This window comes from Methylobacillus sp. MM3 (assembly GCF_001645185.1).
In the GTDB taxonomy this organism is placed as follows: Bacteria; Pseudomonadota; Gammaproteobacteria; order Burkholderiales; family Methylophilaceae; genus MM2.
In genome coordinates, this window is the sequence record NZ_LXTQ01000001.1 from 509,482 (window position 1) to 527,112 (window position 17,631).

Annotated in this window: 16 protein-coding genes and 4 tRNA genes; 3 read left to right on the forward strand and 17 right to left on the reverse strand. The window is 58.5% G+C overall.

From position 1 onward, the window contains the following. Positions 1 to 122 precede the first annotated feature (122 nt). The 12 genes from rfbD to A7976_RS02450 form a co-directional block, all read right to left on the reverse strand. Positions 123 to 1,010: a dTDP-4-dehydrorhamnose reductase gene (rfbD, locus tag A7976_RS02395; protein WP_067106368.1), complete on the reverse strand. Its 888-nt coding sequence runs from the start codon at positions 1,008 to 1,010 to the stop codon at positions 123 to 125. Beyond that, a complete protein-coding gene (gene rfbC / locus A7976_RS02400) occupies positions 1,007 to 1,552 on the reverse strand; it encodes a dTDP-4-dehydrorhamnose 3,5-epimerase (RefSeq protein ID WP_067106371.1) in 546 nt (181 codons plus the stop codon). The genes rfbD and rfbC overlap by 4 nt, the downstream gene beginning before the upstream one ends. Further along, positions 1,552 to 2,430 (reverse strand): glucose-1-phosphate thymidylyltransferase RfbA, encoded by an 879-nt coding sequence (rfbA, locus tag A7976_RS02405; RefSeq protein ID WP_067107323.1) that lies wholly within the window; start codon positions 2,428 to 2,430, stop codon positions 1,552 to 1,554. Before rfbA ends, rfbC begins: the two co-directional genes overlap by 1 nt. After that, complete coding sequence (gene rfbB, locus A7976_RS02410) at positions 2,424 to 3,491, reverse strand: dTDP-glucose 4,6-dehydratase (RefSeq protein WP_067106374.1); 1,068 nt, start codon at positions 3,489 to 3,491, stop codon at positions 2,424 to 2,426. Before rfbB ends, rfbA begins: the two co-directional genes overlap by 7 nt. Positions 3,492 to 3,612: 121 nt before the next feature. Then, positions 3,613 to 3,688, reverse strand: a tRNA-Gly gene (locus A7976_RS02415). Between the two features lie 28 nt (positions 3,689 to 3,716). Then, positions 3,717 to 3,803: transfer RNA gene (locus A7976_RS02420), tRNA-Leu, on the reverse strand. 10 nt (positions 3,804 to 3,813) lie between these two features. Beyond that, positions 3,814 to 3,887 (reverse strand) — tRNA-Cys (locus A7976_RS02425). 107 nt (positions 3,888 to 3,994) lie between these two features. Further along, positions 3,995 to 4,070 (reverse strand) — tRNA-Gly (locus tag A7976_RS02430). Positions 4,071 to 4,128: 58 nt separating this feature from the next. Next, positions 4,129 to 4,695 (reverse strand): CDP-diacylglycerol--glycerol-3-phosphate 3-phosphatidyltransferase, encoded by a 567-nt coding sequence (gene pgsA / locus A7976_RS02435; protein ID WP_067107325.1) that lies wholly within the window; start codon positions 4,693 to 4,695, stop codon positions 4,129 to 4,131. A gap of 5 nt (positions 4,696 to 4,700) precedes the next feature. Then, positions 4,701 to 6,500: an excinuclease ABC subunit UvrC gene (gene uvrC, locus A7976_RS02440; RefSeq protein ID WP_067106376.1), complete on the reverse strand. Its 1,800-nt coding sequence runs from the start codon at positions 6,498 to 6,500 to the stop codon at positions 4,701 to 4,703. A 36-nt stretch (positions 6,501 to 6,536) separates the two neighbouring features. After that, positions 6,537 to 7,559 carry a GGDEF domain-containing protein gene (locus tag A7976_RS02445; RefSeq protein ID WP_131800985.1) on the reverse strand — a complete coding sequence of 341 codons (1,023 nt, stop codon included), beginning with the start codon at positions 7,557 to 7,559 and terminating at the stop codon, positions 6,537 to 6,539. A gap of 39 nt (positions 7,560 to 7,598) precedes the next feature. Next, the gene (locus A7976_RS02450) at positions 7,599 to 7,784 is read right to left on the reverse strand and encodes a 4-oxalocrotonate tautomerase family protein (protein WP_067106380.1); all 186 of its coding nucleotides are present in this window, start codon (positions 7,782 to 7,784) and stop codon (positions 7,599 to 7,601) included. Between the two features lie 226 nt (positions 7,785 to 8,010). Between A7976_RS02450 and sodC the strand changes: the two genes are divergently transcribed. Both sodC and A7976_RS02460 read left to right on the forward strand, forming a co-directional pair. Further along, positions 8,011 to 8,535 carry a superoxide dismutase family protein gene (gene sodC, locus A7976_RS02455; RefSeq protein WP_067106382.1) on the forward strand — a complete coding sequence of 175 codons (525 nt, stop codon included), beginning with the start codon at positions 8,011 to 8,013 and terminating at the stop codon, positions 8,533 to 8,535. A gap of 126 nt (positions 8,536 to 8,661) precedes the next feature. Beyond that, positions 8,662 to 10,803 (forward strand): molybdopterin-dependent oxidoreductase, encoded by a 2,142-nt coding sequence (locus tag A7976_RS02460; RefSeq protein ID WP_067106384.1) that lies wholly within the window; start codon positions 8,662 to 8,664, stop codon positions 10,801 to 10,803. Between the two features lie 38 nt (positions 10,804 to 10,841). Here the strand turns inward: A7976_RS02460 and A7976_RS02465 are convergent, their stop codons facing one another. The 5 genes from A7976_RS02465 to A7976_RS02485 all read right to left on the reverse strand — a co-directional run bounded on the left by A7976_RS02465 (position 10,842) and on the right by A7976_RS02485 (position 16,744). Continuing rightward, positions 10,842 to 11,084 (reverse strand): hypothetical protein, encoded by a 243-nt coding sequence (locus A7976_RS02465; RefSeq protein WP_067106388.1) that lies wholly within the window; start codon positions 11,082 to 11,084, stop codon positions 10,842 to 10,844. A gap of 51 nt (positions 11,085 to 11,135) precedes the next feature. After that, complete coding sequence (locus A7976_RS02470; protein ID WP_067106390.1) at positions 11,136 to 12,437, reverse strand: M18 family aminopeptidase; 1,302 nt, start codon at positions 12,435 to 12,437, stop codon at positions 11,136 to 11,138. A gap of 178 nt (positions 12,438 to 12,615) precedes the next feature. Next, complete coding sequence (locus A7976_RS02475; protein WP_067106392.1) at positions 12,616 to 14,784, reverse strand: amylo-alpha-1,6-glucosidase; 2,169 nt, start codon at positions 14,782 to 14,784, stop codon at positions 12,616 to 12,618. Between the two features lie 3 nt (positions 14,785 to 14,787). Beyond that, complete coding sequence (locus A7976_RS02480; protein ID WP_067106394.1) at positions 14,788 to 15,837, reverse strand: glycosyltransferase family 4 protein; 1,050 nt, start codon at positions 15,835 to 15,837, stop codon at positions 14,788 to 14,790. 109 nt (positions 15,838 to 15,946) lie between these two features. After that, positions 15,947 to 16,744, reverse strand: coding sequence for an IclR family transcriptional regulator (locus tag A7976_RS02485; protein ID WP_067106396.1), 798 nt, complete (start codon positions 16,742 to 16,744; stop codon positions 15,947 to 15,949). A 149-nt stretch (positions 16,745 to 16,893) separates the two neighbouring features. Here A7976_RS02485 and A7976_RS02490 point away from each other — a divergent pair, with 149 nt between their 5' ends. Then, entirely contained in the window at positions 16,894 to 17,550 is a 657-nt protein-coding gene (locus tag A7976_RS02490) for a pyridoxamine 5'-phosphate oxidase family protein (protein WP_067107327.1), read from the forward strand. The last annotated feature ends 81 nt before the right edge of the window (positions 17,551 to 17,631 follow it).

The following is a 17,631-nucleotide window of genomic DNA, read 5'->3' on the forward strand; positions in this document are numbered from 1 at the left end:
AAGCATATCAATGACAGCACATACTATGCCAATCGGCAACGCGGCCATTCAGCAAGGGGAGCCGAGGTCACGAACACGCACTTCGGAGTGATGGCGCCACGCAATGCATCGTGCGGATATTGCTACATATCCATCATGCAAAGCCGCAAAGCCTGCTGCCAGTCCGGGGCTGCGATACCGTAATCTGCCGCCAGCTTATGGCAATCCAGCCGCGAATTCGCGGGCCGTTTGGCTGGCAAGGGATATTCGGCAGTGGGAATGGGGTCGATAGCCTGCACAGCCAGTTCGACTGCCGGATAAAGCAAACGATGCTGTTCGATAATTGCACTGGCGAAACCATGCCAACTGGTGGCGCTGGCACAAGCAAGGTGATACGTGCCGGATTGGAATGCCTGGACGGCCCGCTTATCCATCGCCTGTCGCGCAACATGCGCGGTCGCATCGGCGATCCACCGCGACCAGGTCGGCGCACCTGTCTGATCGGCCACAATGCGCAAATGCTCGCGCTCCTGCGCCAGCCGAAGTACCGTACGCATAAAATTATGTCCACGCGCACCGTATACCCAGCTGGTACGTAATATCAAATGATCGCAGCCGGCGCCGGCGACAGCCTTCTCCCCGGCCAGTTTGCTGCGTCCGTAAGCGCTTTGCGGATTGGTGGGATCGGTTTCGACATACGCCTGATTGGATTGCCCATCAAAAACATAATCAGTCGAATAATGGATCAGCAAGGCCTTGCCATGCCGAGCTTCCTCGGCGAGGATTCCGGGCGCAATGGCATTGATAGCCATCGCCGCAGCCTCATCGGTTTCCGCTTTGTCCACCGCGGTGTAAGCGGCAGCATTGACGATCAGGTCCGGCTCGCTGGCCCGCACGGCTTGGCGCAAGGCATCAGGGCTCGCGAGATCGGCACCCTGCCGCCCCAGCGCCATCACCTTTCCCAGGGGTAGCAGCGAGCGCGCAAGCTCCCATCCGACCTGGCCCTGATTCCCCAATACCAGGATGTTCATTCGAACACTTCAGCGTCGCCAAACGCCATTCCTTGCATATCCTTGGCGGAGAGCTGGGGCTGATCGGCAAGCGGCCATTCAATGCCGATGGTGGGGTCGTCCCAGCGAATGCAGCGTTCGTGCTCGGGAGCGTAATAATCAGTAGTCTTATAGAGAAATTCGGCATGATTCGAGAGCACGACGAATCCATGTGCAAACCCTTCCGGCACCCACATCATGCGTCTATTTTCCTCCGACAGGTATTCGCCGACCCAGTGGCCGAATGTTGGCGAATTCCTGCGCAGATCCACCGCGACATCGAATACCTCCCCTACCACGACACGCACCAGCTTCCCTTGCGGCTGGCGAATCTGGTAATGCAGTCCGCGCAGCACTCCGCGAGCTGAGCGCGAATGATTATCCTGCACAAAATCGAGGTCCAGTCCCGTGGCGTCAGAAAAAACGCGACGGTTATAGCTTTCAAAGAAAAAACCACGTGCATCGCCGAACACCTTGGGTTCCAGCACCAGCACGTCCGGGATGGACGTAGGAATTGCTTTCATCAAAACACTCTTTCCGTGAGAACGCGCTGCAAATACTGTCCATAACCGCTTTTCAACAATGGCGCTGCAAGGCTTTCCAGTTGCGCGGCGTCGATATAGCCCATGCGGTAAGCGACCTCCTCCGGGCAGGCGATCTTCAAACCCTGGCGCTTCTCCAGCGTCTGCACGAACAGCGAAGCCTCTATCAGGGAATCATGCGTACCGGTATCCAGCCAGGCATGGCCGCGCCCCATGACCTGCACATCCAGCTGATTCTGTTCGAGATAGCGGCGATTGACGTCAGTAATCTCAAGCTCGCCACGTGGCGAAGGCTTTAGCGATTTGGCAATGTCGACCACCTGATCGTCGTAAAAATAGAGGCCTGTCACCGCATAGCGGCTCTTGGGTTTTAGCGGCTTCTCTTCCAGGCTAACGGCGCGCCCTCGTGTGTCGAATTCGACCACACCATAACGCTCGGGATCATTTACCGGATAGGCGAATACCGTCGCGCCGCTTGTCCTTTTGGCTGCAGCCTGAAGATCGTCGGCCAACTCGTGACCATGGAAAATATTATCCCCGAGCACCAGTGCGCCAGGCTCTCCGCCGAGAAAATCCTCGCCGATCAGGAACGCCTGTGCCAAGCCATCCGGTGAGGACTGAATCTCATAGCGAATGGAAATGCCCCATCGACTGCCGTCACCCAGCAACTGTTCGAAACGCGGCGTGTCAGCTGGAGTGGATATCAGCAGGATGTCGCGTATACCGGCCAGCATCAGCGTGGTGAGCGGATGGTAGACCATGGGCTTGTCGTACACTGGCAACAACTGTTTGGAAACCGCGAGAGTAGCCGGATGAAGGCGTGTGCCGGAGCCTCCGGCGAGAACGATTCCTTTCAAGATGCTGCCCTTTCTATGTAGTTGCGTTCTACCCAGTGCTGGTATTCCCCGGAAATCACATGCTGCACCCATGGCTGGTTATCCAGGTACCACTGCACCGTCTTGCGTATACCGGTTGCAAAGGTTTCCGCCGGGCGCCAGCCGAGTTCGCGCTCGATCTTGCGCGCATCGATGGCATAGCGGCGATCATGGCCGGGCCGGTCCTTGACATACGTGATCAGGCGACGGCAAGAGCCGTGCGCATTGGGGGCCAGCTCATCGAGCAGGTCACACAATGTATGAACAATCTCCAGATTGGTCATTTCGTTCCAGCCGCCTATGTTGTAGGTTTCGCCCGGTGTGCCGCGTGCCAGTACTTCGCGGATGGCGGCGCAGTGGTCGGCGACGTACAGCCAGTCGCGCACGTTCTGACCATCGCCATAGATTGGCAAGGGTTTGCCGGCGAGCGCATTGGCAATCATCAGCGGAATCAGCTTTTCCGGGAACTGGTAAGGGCCGTAATTGTTGGAACAATTGGTGGTCAGTACCGGGAGGCCATAGGTGTGGTGCCATGCGCGCACCAGGTGGTCGCTGGCGGCCTTGCTGGCGGAGTATGGGCTGTTGGGTTCGTAGGTCTTGGTTTCGGTAAAGGGAGGATCGTTGGGGCCGAGCGAGCCGTAGACCTCGTCGGTGGAAACATGCAGAAAATGGAAACCGGCCCGGGCTTCATCTTGCAAGGTATTCCAGTAATCGCGCGCCGCCTCCAGCAGCGTAAATGTACCTTCGACGTTGGTGCGCACAAAGTCGGCCGGACCGTGGATGGAGCGATCTACATGGCTCTCGGCGGCAAAATGGATAATCGCGCGGGGTTTGTGTTCCGTCAGCAGGCGGTCTATCAATGCCCGGTCGCAGATATCGCCGTGGGCGAAAACATGGCGCTCATCGTGAGCAATTGAGACGAGGTTTTCGAGATTTCCGGCGTAGGTCAATTTATCGAGATTGATGACGGGTTCGCCGGTCGCAGCCAGCCAGTCCAGTACAAAATTGGCGCCAATGAAACCGGCGCCACCAGTAACGAGGATCATCCCTTGCCTTTCAATATATCCAAAGGTAGGGATTATAACGGGTGAAAGTATTTTGGATGGAGCCGAACTTGGCTTTGAATAAAAAAGGGAAAGCATGTGCATGCTTTCCCTTTTTTAAATCTGGAGCGGGAAACGAGTCTCGAACTCGCGACCTCAACCTTGGCAAGGTTGCGCTCTACCAACTGAGCTATTCCCGCATTGTCGTGCGCTGCACGTAAACCGTTTTGGTGCCCGGGACCGGAATCGAACCGGTACAGCCGTAAGGCCGAGGGATTTTAAGTCCCTTGTGTCTACCAGTTTCACCACCCGGGCGAAATAAACTTGGAGGCGCGTGGCGGAGTCGAACCGCCCTGGAAGGATTTGCAATCCTCTGCATAACCGCTTTGCTAACGCGCCATTAAACTTGAATTCCGCGCCGGCCTTCTTCCCAGGCCGATGCATCACCATCCTGCCTCTTTAAACTAAAACGGGGAAAGCATGATAGCCTTCCCCGTTTTTTAATCTGGAGCGGGAAACGAGTCTCGAACTCGCGACCTCAACCTTGGCAAGGTTGCGCTCTACCAACTGAGCTATTCCCGCGTCGAAGAAGGCGCCATTTTAAGGATTTTCGGCCTTGTGTCAACAGCCGCGGAGCGCTTTATTTCTCCCGGATTTGAGGCCAGGCGGCCTTCAAATAGTAAGCCATTGAGAGCAATGTCAAAAATGCCGCAACATACATCAGAAGACTACCGATGCTTTTGACGTCGATCGCGCCGACAGGCTGGTAATAGAGCAGAAAAAGTATCGCCACCATTTGCGAAGCCGTCTTGATCTTGCCCAGAAACGCCACGGCTACGCTTTGGCGTTTGCCCAAACCGGCCATCCATTCGCGCAATGCGCTAATCGCAATCTCGCGGCCGATGATGATGAGCGCTACCACGGCCCCTACCCGGTCGAACTCGACCAGCACAATGAGGGCTGCCGCGACCATGAGCTTGTCCGCGACCGGATCGAGAAACGCGCCAAAAGAAGAGGTCTGATTCAGGGCGCGCGCCAGGTAGCCGTCCAGCCAGTCGGTGGCGGCAGCAAGTGCAAAGATCAGCGTGGCGTACAGGTTGCGCATGTGCTCGGGCAAGTCGCCTTCCGGGCAATAGAACACCCCGACGAACAGCGGGATCATCAGGATGCGCAGCCAGGTCAGTATGTTCGGTATATTCCAGTGCATGATCGTCAATGTAATTCCTGATAGATTTTTTCCGCCAGCGCCGGGCTGACGCCCTCCACCTGGGCCAGTTCGTCGACGCTGGCCTTGAGTACGCCGGCCAATCCGCCGAAACGGGTCAACAGCTTCTGCCGGCGCTTGGCACCGACGCCGGAGATTTCTTCCAGCGATGACTTGGTACGCGCCTTGCCGCGCCGTCCGCGATGCCCGGTGATGGCGAAGCGATGTGCCTCGTCGCGGATCTGCTGCAGCAAATGCAGGCCGGGGTTGTCTTTTTGCAGCCGCAGCGGCTCTTCCCTGTCCGGGAAAATCAGTTGCTCCAGGCCCGGCTTGCGTTCCTCGCCTTTGGCGATGCCGACAAGCATCATATCCGGCAATCCGACTTCCTGCATCACTTCGACCGCGACACCCAGCTGGCCTTTGCCGCCATCGATGAAAATGAGATCGGGCAGCTTGCCCTCGCCCGCTGCAATCTTAGTGTAACGCCGCGTAAGCACGGAGCGCATCGCAGCGTAGTCGTCGCCCGGCGTGATGTCGGTAATATTGTAGCGGCGATATTCCGAATTCTGCATGTTTCCCTTATCGAACACCACGCAGGAGGCCACCGTGGCTTCTCCCATGGTATGGCTGATGTCGAAGCACTCAATGCGCTCCGCCGATTCGGGAAGATCCAGGGCCTCGCGCAGAGCAAGCAGGCGCCCTTCCTGCGTGGTCTTTTGCGCAAGATGCTGCTTGAGCGCGATTTCCGCATTGGTTTGCGCCATCTTCAGCCAGACTCGGCGGTCGCCGCCGGCATAGGCGCTAATCTGCACCTTGCGGCCGGCACGCTCGCTCAGCATTTCCAGCAAGGCCTCGTCTTCCAGCGCTACGTCGGTAATGATGAGCGGCGGCACCGGTTGCTGCAGGTAATGCTGTTCGAGAAAGGCTTGCAGCACGGTCTTTTCGTCGCATTCCTCGATATGCTGCGGGAAGAAACTGCGGTCGCCGACATGGCGTCCGCCGCGGATCATCACCAGGTTGACGCACATGGCGCCGGACTCGGAAACGCACACCACCACATCGGCGTCGCCACTGCGGAAATCGGATACGAACTGCCGTGCCTGTACCTGCCGCAAACTTTGAATGCGATCGCGAAACACGGCTGCCAATTCGTAATCCTGGCGCTCTGCCGCCTCCATCATCTTGCCGGAAAGCTCCTCCATTACCAGCTGTTCGCGCCCTTCCAGGAACAGTTCCGCGTGGTTCACGTCGCGCTTGTAGTCCTCGGGCGAGATGTAATTGACACACGGCGCGGTGCAGCGCGCGATCTGGTATTGCAGGCACGGCCGCGAACGGTTGCTGAACACCGAGTTTTCGCAGGTACGCAGGCGGAAGACTTTCTGCAATAACTGGATGCTATCGCGCACGGCCAGCGCATTCGGAAACGGTCCGAAATAGCGGTGCAGCTTCTGCTGGCTGCCGCGATGGAATGCCAGGCGCGGATACTCGTCGCCCGAGATCATGATGTAGGGATAGGATTTATCGTCGCGAAACAGTACGTTGTACCGCGGCATCAGGCTCTTGATAAGGTTGTTTTCCAGCAGCAGCGCCTCGGCCTCGGAGCGCGTCACCGTGGTTTCGATGTTCGCGATCTGTGACACCATCATGCGCGTGCGCGGGCTAACCAGGTTTTTCTGGAAATACGAAGACACACGTTTTTTCAGGTCGCGCGCCTTGCCGACATAAATCACCTCGCCGGACGCATTGAGCATGCGGTAGACGCCGGGAAGACTGGACAGGCCTTTCAGGAAGGCTTTGGGGTCGAACATTTCGGAAGTTTGCAGTAGCGCAAAACTCCAGTATACCTACTGCGGCGCGAGACTGACGCGGTTACGGCCGTTTTCCTTGGAAAAATAGAGCGCCTTGTCCGCACGATTGAGAAAGGCCGCGGTGTCTTCTGCGCGATTGAGTTCGGCGACACCTAACGAGACAGTAATGCCGCCGACTTCGCCCTTGCCGTCCTGTCGGCGTATACGGCCCTTTTCCACCGTCTGGCGGATTTTATCTGCCAGCGCTTGTGCACCCGACAGCGATGTTTCCGGCAGGAGCACGCCGAATTCCTCTCCGCCAAGACGCGCAATGGCATCCTTGCCCTTGACGTTGGCCTTGAGCACTTCGGCAATGCCGCGGATCACCTTGTCGCCGAACAGATGGCCGTGCGTATCGTTGATTTTCTTGAAGTGATCGATGTCGAGCATGATCAGCGAGATTTCCGTACTGGAAGCCTGCGACTCGACCAGAAGGCGAGAAAACTGCATTTCAAAGCCTCGCCGGTTGAGCGCGCCGGTCAAGGGGTCGGTCAGCGCCTCGATGCGCGCATGCTCCAGCTCCCGCTTCAGGGTTTCGATTTCCTGCCGACTATGCGTCAGATTGCCTTGCAGATCGACCATTGCCGTGCGCATCTTTTGCGTATCCGCCTGCAAATTGGTCACGACACTGCGCAAAGCGTCGGCGCCGGAGGTATCGAGCAGCAGCACCGACTGCTCAAGATTATCGCCGTACTCGTGCGCACGGTGATCGGCTTCTTCGGTATGACGCAGAATGTCATTCAGTATGCGCTGTGCATTTTCGCCTATCAGACGCTGCGCATCGCCGCGCAATTCGGAAACATACTCTTCGAACAGGCGCTCGATCGCCGCATCGTCGAATGGCAGCAATTTCACCACCATTTCGTCCATTGCGAGCTTCAGTCGAAGGTTGATGCCTGCCAGGTATTCGTACCAGACGGCGTAGCAGCATGGCGTAAACGCTGCCGGGTGAGCGCTCATCCGCTGCAAGACCAGCCGGAATAGCTCAGCACTTGCATTACGGTCTTGATCGTACTTCACCTCTGCAGCCTCTCGGAATACCCATTATGAATAATCGAATTATAGCTGATCGAGCAACTCCCCAGCTACGGCCCAGTTCTCTTCCTTGACCTCATCAAAAGTAATGTAGGTATACGATTTTGGCTTGTGCGCGATACGTTCGAGGGTATCGGTGATTTCCTCGGCGATTTTTTGTTTCTGTTCGCGGGTCAGGCTGCCGGCAAGGCGGACATTGACGTAAGGCATGAGAGTGCTCCTTTCAGAGTCAGAAGAGATCAACATTCCGGACGACGCGGGCGCGTCAAGCTTGTTTGCGGACATTGTAGCGACTGCGCGGAACGATGCCTATGGGTGAACGTTCGCTGCCTGCCGGGTCAAAAGCTTCATCACCCTGCTGCATATTTGCGGATAACATTAGAGCCTATTTTCAGTCGGCTCTTATATCAAAAACCCTTCAAATCAGGAGATCATCATGAAACGCACCCTACTTTCCCTGGCGATTCTCAGCCTGGCTGCGACCTCCGCTTTCGCAGCAGAAGAAATAACCGTCGAAGTTCATGCCGTCAGTGAAAGCGGTGTTGGCGACGTCCTCGGTACCGTCGTGCTCAGCGATAGCGAAAACGGTCTGATGATCATGCCCAGCCTAAAGAAACTTGCGCCCGGCGCGCACGGCTTCCACATCCACCAGAATCCGAGTTGTGGAACGCAGGAAAAAGACGGCAAGAAAGTAGCCGGCGGCGCGGCTGGCGGCCACTACGACCCTGCCGCATCCAGCAAGCACGAAGGTCCTGAAGGCCACGGCCATCATGGCGACCTGCCGGTGCTGCTGGTCAATGACGCCGGCGTCGCCAGCCAACCCATGGTGGCCCCCCGTCTCAAACTGGCTGACGTCAAGGGCCGCGCATTGATGATCCACGAAGGGGGCGACAATTACAGCGACCAACCCAAACCGCTCGGCGGCGGCGGTGCGCGTATTGCTTGCGGCGTGATCGAATAACAATTTCGCACTCCATCCGGTTGGGTTTCAGGGTGTTGCTCAACCGGGTACGTTGGTTTATTCTGGGCGAAGTATACAGAACGGTATATATCCGTCGCCCTTGCCAACGCATTGAGGAGAAGCCAGATGAACACCCCTGTCGACAACATCACCACCTTCCATGGCGGCTGTCCGCAAGACTGCCCCGACACCTGTGCGATGACTTACACCGTCAAGGAAGGCAAGCTCATCGATGTGCAAGGCAAGCCTGAGCATCCGATGACGCGCGGCGGTCTGTGCGTCAAGCTCAAGGATTTCGCCAACCATCATCATCATCCCGACCGCGTGCTTTATCCGCTGAAACGCCGTGGCCCGAAGGGTAGCCGCCAGTTCGTGCGCATCAGCTGGGATGAGGCGCTCAATGAAATCAAGGCGCGCTGGACGGACATCATCCAGAAACACGGTGCGCAGTCGATCATGCCCTACAGCTATCTCGGCAACCAGGGCATCGTGCAAGGTCTCAACGTCGGCGATCCTTTTTTCAATAAACTGGGCGCGACTGTCTGCGAACGCACATTCTGCGGCTCGGGCTCTTCGACTGCATGGCTGATGACCATGGGACCGACCGGCGGGCTGGATCCGGAAAGCTTCGCCTACAGCAAATACATGGTGATCTGGGGCTGCAACTCGGTCAGCACCAACCTGCACCACTGGCACATCATCCACGAAGCGCAGAAAAAAGGCGTCAAGCTGGTCGTCATCGACACCTACAAATCATTGACCGCCAAGCAGGCCGACTGGCACATCATGCCCAGGCCGGGCACCGATGGCGCGCTGGCGATGGCGCTGATCAACACGCTGATCGAGCAAAATCTGCTGGACCATGACTACATTGCCAATTACACGTTGGGATTCGATGAACTGAAAGAGCGCGCCGCAAACTGCACGCCGGAATGGGCGGAGGGCATCACCGGCGTTCCGGCGGCCGATATCCGCAAGCTGGCAAAAGAATTCTTCGACGCCAAGGCTTCCGCGATCCGCATGGGAGTGGCGCTGGAGCGCCATCATGGCGGAGGTCAGACGATACGCGCGGTATGCTGCATTCCGGCGCTCACCGGGGCATGGCGTCATGTCGGCGGCGGCCTGATGCAAATGCCGCTGTGGGAATTCCCGCTCAAGTTCGACGTGATCTGCCGTCCGGATTACATCCCGCAAGGCACGCGCGTCATCAATAACCTGCGCCTCGGCCAGGCGTTGAATGGCGAGATGAAACTTGATCCGCCGCTGAAATCGCTGATGGTCTGGAACGCCAATCCGGTCAGCCAGACGCCGGAATCCAACAAGATTGTCGAAGGCCTGAAGCGCGAAGACCTGTTCACTGTGGTCGCCGAGCACTTCATCACCGACACCGCCGCGTATGCAGACATCATCCTGCCGGCGACGATGGCTGCCGAAATGGACGACATGATCCTTTCCTGGGGCCATTTCTACCTGACCTACAACCAGAAGTGCGTCGAACCGCCGGGTGAAACCGCGTCAAATGCCGAGATTTTCCGCCGTCTCGCAAAAACCTTCGGTTTCGACGAGCCGCAGTTCCAGCGCTCGGATGCCGAAATGGTGGAAGACACGCTGGACTGGACCTCGCCCGCGCTGGCCGGGGTGACAATGGAAGATTTCAAGCGCGACGGCTACGTGCATCTCAAGGTCGGCACGCCAAGTGATCGTTGCCCGCACAAGGAGGGCAATTTCCCGACCCCCTCCGGCAAGGTGGAATTCAAGAGCAGCGCAGCCGCCGGCGGCAACTTTGTGGCGACGCCATTCCGCCAGCTTTACGACGCCTTCCAGGGCGCCGAGCCGGTCGATCCGTTGCCGAGCTACGTGCCTTCACGCGAACGCCCGGAGACCAATCCCGCGCTGGCGCAGAAATACCCGCTGAATATCGTCACGCCCAAGAGCCACGGTTTCCTCAACTCGCAGTATGCGAATGAAGACCACAAGATACGCGGGCAGGGCGAGCAGTACGTGCTTATCCACCCTGCGGACGCCACCTCCCGCGGTATCAGCAACGGCGATTTCATCCGCGTATTCAACGACCGAGGCGAATTCCACGGCGACGCGCGGGTAACCGACGACACCCAGCCGGGCGTGGTGGTGGCGACGCTAGGCTACTGGCGCAGCCGCAACAAGGGCGGCGGTGCGGTCAATGTCATCAGCTCGGATCAGTTCGTCAACATGGGGCACGCGCCCAGCCTGTCGGACAATCTGGTGCAGGTGGAAGTTACACGCTAGGCGGCTGCCTGCCGTCCGGATCCGGATGGCAGGCTTTTCTATTTCCGAGAAGGTTCGTTGTTGCGAACGCCGCGAATATTCAGCAGCAACAGCCCTACCTGCAAGCCTATCAGGGCATAGGCATGAGCATGCCAGCCCCAGTACGCCCACAGGAAATTGCCGGCGGTAAACAACCAGAATCCCCAGTTGCGCTTGCGTTTGGTTTTTGAGGAAACCAGCCACGACGCCAGTAGCGTCACCGCCATCGCCAGCCATTGCGAGTAATCGACCCAGTCATCCATAGCTGAATGACAACGAGCAGCGGCTCAGGTTGCCGCCCGCAAGGGATTTTATCAAGAACCGTAAACCGTGCTCAGTGCGGCGATCATATAGCCATGATCCAGTGTGCCGGCGCTTTCGCGCAGGCTGTGCATCGCCCACATCGGCGACCCCACGTCGATGCTGCTCATCCCCAGGCGCGAAGAAACGATAGGGCCGATGGTGCTGCCGCAGCCGAGATCGGTGCGATGCGCGTATTGCTGCACCGGCACGTTCGCCTTTTCGCACAGCGCCATGAAGCGGGCGGCAGATTCGGCGCCGGTGCTATAGCGCTGGTTGGCGTTGCTTTTGATCACCGGCCCGGCATTGACCGCCACGCGATGATGCGGCTCGTATGCAGCCGGAAAGTTTGGATGCCACGCATGCGCCATGTCGGCGCTGACGAAAAAACTGCGGGCCTGGGCGCAACGGCGCCCTTCTTCGTCCAGTCCGGCGTGTGCTGCGATGCGGTCCAGCACGTCCGCGATGAAGCTACCGCCGGCGCCTACGGCGCTCTCGCTGCCGACTTCTTCATGATCGAACAAGGCCATCACGCTGGTCGCTTCGGGGCTCTGATTGGCCAGCAACGCCGTCAAGGCCGCGTGGCAGGACGCCAGATTATCCAGCTGGCTATCCGCGATGAATTCCTGTTCCATTCCCCAGAACGCGCCCTTCTGCGTGTCATAGACGTTGAATTCCGAGGTGAGAATATCCGCCGCGTCGACCTTGAGCGCGTCGGCGACCTGCCGCAGGAATCCTTGCTGCGGATCGGTTCCCTCCGCCATACCGAGAATCAGTGGCAGCTCATTCTGTTTGTGCAGCTTGAGTCCCTGCTCGTTCACTTCGCGGTTCATGTGGATCGCCAAGTTGGGCAGCCGAACCAGCGGTGCATCGAAACGCAGGAGATGTGTTTCGAATCCATCGCCGGAACGCACATTCACCCGCCCTGCCAGGCTCAGATCGCGGTCGGCGAAAGTCGCGAGTATCGGCCCGCCGTAGACCTCGACACCAAGGCGGACAATGCCCTCGCTCGCATGCGCCGCCTTGGGCTTGAGGCGCAAGCCCGGCGAATCGGTGTGCGCGCCGACGATACGGAAACCGGTATCCGCAAGCAATTGCTGCCCTGGCACAAAGGCAATCATCGAGGATCCGCCGCGCACGACGAAATACCGCCGTCCAGCCTGCAACTGCCAGCGCTCCGTTTCCAGAAGCCGCGTATAGCCTTGCGCCAGCAACTGCTGCTCGGTTGTTCGAACGGCATGCCAAGGGCTGGGGCTGGCGTCGATGAAGTCGAGGAGCGCCTGCGCATGGGCGCGGGTTTCGGGAGAGATGGTCATGCGTGTATCCGGGATGCGTCGATGAAGTATTGAAGGATACTAAAACGGCTGCCGCGCAGCCAGCACGTATATCGCACCGCCAGGGGTATTCAATGGCATGCGCCGCCGAGGGATTGCAAAGCAGCGATACGACGGACATATGGAGCTCCGTCAGCAAGCGCCACATGAAGGGCATGCATCAAGTCTCGACAACCACTTTGACGGCCCCCTCCTTATTGAGGACGTCGATCCCGACGCTATTGGGATAGCGTTGCAGCCGCAGGCCGACGCATCCTCCCTTTGTCCATAATCCATTGATTTCCAAGGATTCCATGAATTTTGGCAATTTGGGATGGCGGAATTGAATCTCCGAGCAATCAGGGCTGAACGAAAGCCCGAGGGAAGACTGCAGCAGGTAGAACACGCTCGCCGCGGCCCAGGCCTGGGGCGAACACGCGACAGGGTACAGGGTGGGACCCTCGCCCATGCGTTTATCGAAACCGCAGAAAAGTTCGGGCAGCCGATGCTGATCCACATGCAGGCTGACATCAAACATACCGGCGAAGATGGCCATGGCCGCTTCTTTAAGCCCGTAGCGCGCCATGCCCCCAGCGATCAATGCATTGTCGTGCGGCCAGACCGAGCCATTGTGATAAGCCATCGGGTTGTAGCGCGCCTCTCGGCTGGAGAGCGTGCGGATGCCCCAACCGCAGAAGAATTCCTCGCCCAGCAGTTGCCGGGAAATCCGTTCCGCATGCTCCTGGCTCGCGATTCCGGACCACAGCGTATGACCCGCGTTGGAAGAACGCACCATGCATGGTTGCTTGCGGCCATCCAGGGCCAGGGCATAAGTGCCGATCGCCTCGCACCAGAAATCCTGGTCGAATCGTTGCTTGAGCTGCTCGGCGGCATCGCGCAGGCGCTGCGCCTGCGCCTCGTCGCCAAGGCGCTCGGCGAGTTCCGCCGCGTAGCGCTTCGCCTGGTAGACATAACCCTGGACTTCGCACAATGCGATCGGAGCATCCGCCAGTTGTCCGTCGGCGTGAAACACGGAATCGTGAGAATCCTTCCAACCTTGCTGTATCAGGCCGGTCTTGCTGCGCCGCCGGTACTCCACGAAGCCGTCGCCATCGGCGTCGCCGTAGCGGTCGATCCACTCGAGGGCGAGCTGGATGTTGGGCCAGATCGACCTGATCAGCTCCAGGTCACCCGTGCGCTCGTAGTAGGCTCCCGCGAGGCCGATGAACAAAGGCGTGGCGTCGACCGTACCGTAGTAGCGTCGGAACGGGACCTCATCGAGAAGTGCAAGCTCGCTTTTGCGCGCCTCGTGGAGGATCTTGCCGGGCTCGGCGTCGCTTTTCGGGTTCTCCTCGGTGGCTTGGGACGCCGCCAGAAACCGCAGAACTCCGCGCGCGAGATGCGGATAGAGCCAGAGGCATTCCCAGGCCGTCAGAATGCCGTCGCGACCGAAGGTCGTCGAATACCAGGGCACGCCGGCGTAAGGGTAAAGGCCGTCGGGCAGGCGCGAAGTCAACATCACGAGATCTGAAGCCGAGCGGTCGATCCAGCGGTTGACGAGCTGGTTCGAGGTAGTGAGCTGGCAGCATTCATTGAGAAGATGACCGATCTTCTTCGTCGACAGCTCCAGCGCAGAGTAGTAATCACGAGGTTCAGACGCCATTTTGCCATCAAGCTCGCAGCATACAGTCACAAACAGGTGGGTCTCGTCCCTGGGCGGCAAGGAAAGCAGAAAATCCGCATGCGACGCGCTGAGACGGTCGGGTGCCGGACTGAACCCGATGTGGGTGCAGCGCACCGCATGGTCCAGCCCCTTGTAGGCAAACATCAGCTCATCGTCGCCGACCGTCGGGTCGAGATAATCCCCTTTACGCTGCCGCTGATAGCCGCGCACTTCGAAGATATCGGCATAATCGGCGCCGAGCTCCATGCTGAGCATGATCTCGATCGGCTCAAGCCCGAAGTTGACGATGCGGATGTGTTCATAGCAGGCGCCGTCCCACAAGAGCTTGGCCCGGAAAATGTGCATGAGGCCTTTTTCGATCAGCGGCTGATCGGCCCGCTCGATGTCGGGATTCATCAGTTCGATGACGAAGACGCCGCTGTCTTCCCTGACCGCCGAATTCAGGTACATGGGGCGATGCCCGTCGATCAGCAGCTCCTGATGCGAAAGATAGCGTGTGTCGTCATTGTAGAGGCCCTCATCTCCCAGGCCGATCGGCTGAATGTCGCCAAAGCGGTCGAACAGCGCGAACGTATCGTTGTGCTTCAGCACGCGGCGGCGGTCATCCGGCGGCGCGGCGGTCGCCAGGATGTACCATTGCTCGTCCAACTGGATTTTCTTGACCATAACTTACCTCCTGGTCGCCTCGATCCATGAAGGCTGTTGCAGGCGCCGATAAATGGTGAGGTAGTCATCGGCCATGCGCTTTGCGGAAAACCGCTGCTCGAAGACCCGTCGGCAACGTGTCCGACCGAGTTCGTCACAACGGTCCGCGGCGGCAAAAGCCTCATCCTGATTTGAGACGATAAAACCGGTTATTCCGTCATCGACAATCTCCGGCACCGATCCGTTCCGATAGGCAATCACCGGCGTGCCGCATGCGAAGGCCTCGATCACCACCAGCCCGAAGGGTTCGGGCCAGTCAATCAGGAAGAGCAGCGCCGCAGCGCCTTGCAGGAGGCTGTGCTTCTCCTTGTCGCCGAGCTCGCCGAGGTATTCGATGAGCGGATTCCTGAGCAAGGGTTTGATGCACTCATCAAAATACACCTCGTCGGCCTTATCCACCTTCGCTGCGATGTAAAGCCGCCTTCCTGCGTGCTGCGCAACCTTGATCGCGCGATCGACGCGCTTTTCAGGCGAGATGCGGCCCACAAAAACAAAATAATCGTCCGCATTCGGGGATAACGCATACAGATCGAGCGGCAATCCGTGATATACCGTTCCCTGCCATGTCAGCCAGGGCAGCGGGCTGCGCTGGCTGTTGGAAATGGAGATCAACGGCACATCGCAAAAATGCCGATACAAGGGCGCGAGCTGGGGCAAATCCAGCCGACCGTGCAAGGTCGTCACATGCGGTACGGGCAGTCTTTTCGCCAGCGGCAAGTGAAGATAATCGGTATGAAAATGAATAACGTCGAACTCTTCCGCCATCGCCCCCACCTGGTCGAGCAGTATCGTTTGGTACGCCAGCCAATCCTGCTGCAGGGAAGCCAATCGGAGACTGCATTCGACCGTGGCGATCAGGCGCGCTTCGGTCACCGAATCGCCGCTGGCAAACAGCGTGACCTCATGCCCTTGCCGCACCAGTTCTTCAGTCAGATAGGAAACAACGCGCTCGGTCCCACCGTAGGCAATGGGCGGAACCCGCTCGAATAGAGGAGCGACTTGCGCGATTTTCACAATTCTTCTCTTTTTGTGAAGAGGACTTATAGTTGACAGGAAATTTTTTCAAAAATTGCCTGGCAGGTGAAGCAAAAGCTTTTTCAGCAAGTTTCATACATCGCGCATTTCAGCCTCTCGTCATCAGGCGCGCGGCGATCCTTGCTGCAGCTTGTCGCAATTCGTGCAGACATTGTGCACGCTGGTCCTCGTTCAGCCAACCGGTGATGTAGGTCGTGCCGATGGCGGCCACGGGATAGCCAGACGCGTCGCAAATGGGAACACCGAGGCCGCTGGTGGTGCGGTCAAGCACGATGTTGTCATAGGTGCCGTAGCCGCTTTTCATTGCATCGTCGACCGCCCGGCGGAAGCCGCTTTCATCGAACCCCTCGATACGATGGTAGCGCGACAGGTTTGCCTGGATGATGGCTTCGACCTCATCGCGCGGCAACCGCGAGAACATCGCCACGCACGCCGGGCTCATGCCGAACGGGCCGCGCAGCCCGACCCGCCCCCTGCCGACCTGAATCTGCGATTCGCTCTCGTAACGGCCGATGCACACCATGTCCAGGCTGGAGCGTATGCCCAGATACACCAGCTGATCCAGCCGCTCGGCCAGCGCGCTCAACTCCGTTGCCGCGACTCGTTCGATGGGGTGCCGGCTGATCGCGGAATAACCCAGCGCGGCGAAGTCCGGCCCCAGGTTGAAACGCGTAGTCTGCGGATCGCGCTCTACCCAGCCCATTTCCATCAGCGCGTCCATCACGCGATGTATGGTCGGACGCGGCAATCCGGTGCGCGCCACCAGCTCGGTAAGCAGGCTGCCTTTGCTGGAGCCGCGCGCAATGGCGGTAAGCAGGATGGCCGCGCGGTTCAGGCTACCGGTGGGGGCCGAGGATTCATTTTTTGTTTGCGTCTTGATCGTCATTCGATATCCATAAAATCCGTTTATCGGACACATAAATACAGTCAAACCGTTGACCATCATACAAGCTAATTATTACTATTTTCCACACTAATCGTCTGATAAACAGGATTAAAAATCCGATATTCGGACATATGAAAAAGGAAAGCATCATGAGCAACTTGTACGGCGAGCAGCATCGGGCATTCCAGGAAGCCTTCGATACCAAAAAGATGGCCGACCGCGTCAGCGATATGATCGTGGTGCCGGAAATCGCGGACGAACACCGGGGCTTCATCGAGAGTCGCGATTTCTTTTTTCTGACGACCATCGACCATCGCGGCTACCCCACGTGCTCACATAAAGGCGGCAGCCCGGGCTTCGTCAAGGTAGTAGACAGCAGGACGCTGGCCTTCCCCAGTTTTGACGGCAACGGCATGTATCTGTCGATGGGCAATATCAACGCTAACCCCAAGATCGGCATGCTGTTCATCGATTTCGAGACACCGCACCGGGTGCGCGTCCACGGCGATGCCATCGTCAGCCGCGACGACCCGCTGCTCAAGGAATTCCACGGCGCCGAACTGGTGGTGCGCGTCACCATCGCGGAAATCTTCATCAATTGCCCGCGCTATATCCATCGCTATCAACGCGTCGCCTCATCCCACTACGTGCCGCAGCCCGAATGCACGACGCCGCTGCCGCAATGGAAGCGCATCGACGCGATCCAGGATGCCTTGCCCGAACGCGACAAGGCTATTGCGGACAAGCTGGGCGGCGTGATTACGCCGGAGGAATACGGCGCGCTGGTCATGAAGGGCGAGGCATGAGGCCGCTCGTCTCGTAGCGCAGGCGTCCTCGCCTGCAACAGCTCCAGCAAGGATGCAGGCGAGGACACCTGCGCTACGGAT

Bases quoted from the DNA above. Each gene is read 5' to 3' on its own strand.
- rfbD (WP_067106368.1), bottom strand. From the start codon at position 1,010: ATGAACATCCTGGTATTGGGGAATCAGGGCCAGGTCGGATGGGAGCTT.
- rfbC (WP_067106371.1), bottom strand. From the start codon at position 1,552: ATGAAAGCAATTCCTACGTCCATCCCGGACGTGCTGGTGCTGGAACCC.
- rfbB (WP_067106374.1), bottom strand. From the start codon at position 3,491: ATGATCCTCGTTACTGGTGGCGCCGGTTTCATTGGCGCCAATTTTGTA.
- pgsA (WP_067107325.1), bottom strand. From the start codon at position 4,695: ATGCACTGGAATATACCGAACATACTGACCTGGCTGCGCATCCTGATG.
- uvrC (WP_067106376.1), bottom strand. From the start codon at position 6,500: ATGTTCGACCCCAAAGCCTTCCTGAAAGGCCTGTCCAGTCTTCCCGGC.
- A7976_RS02450 (WP_067106380.1), bottom strand. From the start codon at position 7,784: ATGCCTTACGTCAATGTCCGCCTTGCCGGCAGCCTGACCCGCGAACAG.
- sodC (WP_067106382.1), top strand. From the start codon at position 8,011: ATGAAACGCACCCTACTTTCCCTGGCGATTCTCAGCCTGGCTGCGACC.
- A7976_RS02460 (WP_067106384.1), top strand. From the start codon at position 8,662: ATGAACACCCCTGTCGACAACATCACCACCTTCCATGGCGGCTGTCCG.
- A7976_RS02465 (WP_067106388.1), bottom strand. From the start codon at position 11,084: ATGGATGACTGGGTCGATTACTCGCAATGGCTGGCGATGGCGGTGACG.
- A7976_RS02470 (WP_067106390.1), bottom strand. From the start codon at position 12,437: ATGACCATCTCTCCCGAAACCCGCGCCCATGCGCAGGCGCTCCTCGAC.
- A7976_RS02475 (WP_067106392.1), bottom strand. From the start codon at position 14,784: ATGGTCAAGAAAATCCAGTTGGACGAGCAATGGTACATCCTGGCGACC.
- A7976_RS02485 (WP_067106396.1), bottom strand. From the start codon at position 16,744: ATGACGATCAAGACGCAAACAAAAAATGAATCCTCGGCCCCCACCGGT.
- A7976_RS02490 (WP_067107327.1), top strand. From the start codon at position 16,894: ATGAGCAACTTGTACGGCGAGCAGCATCGGGCATTCCAGGAAGCCTTC.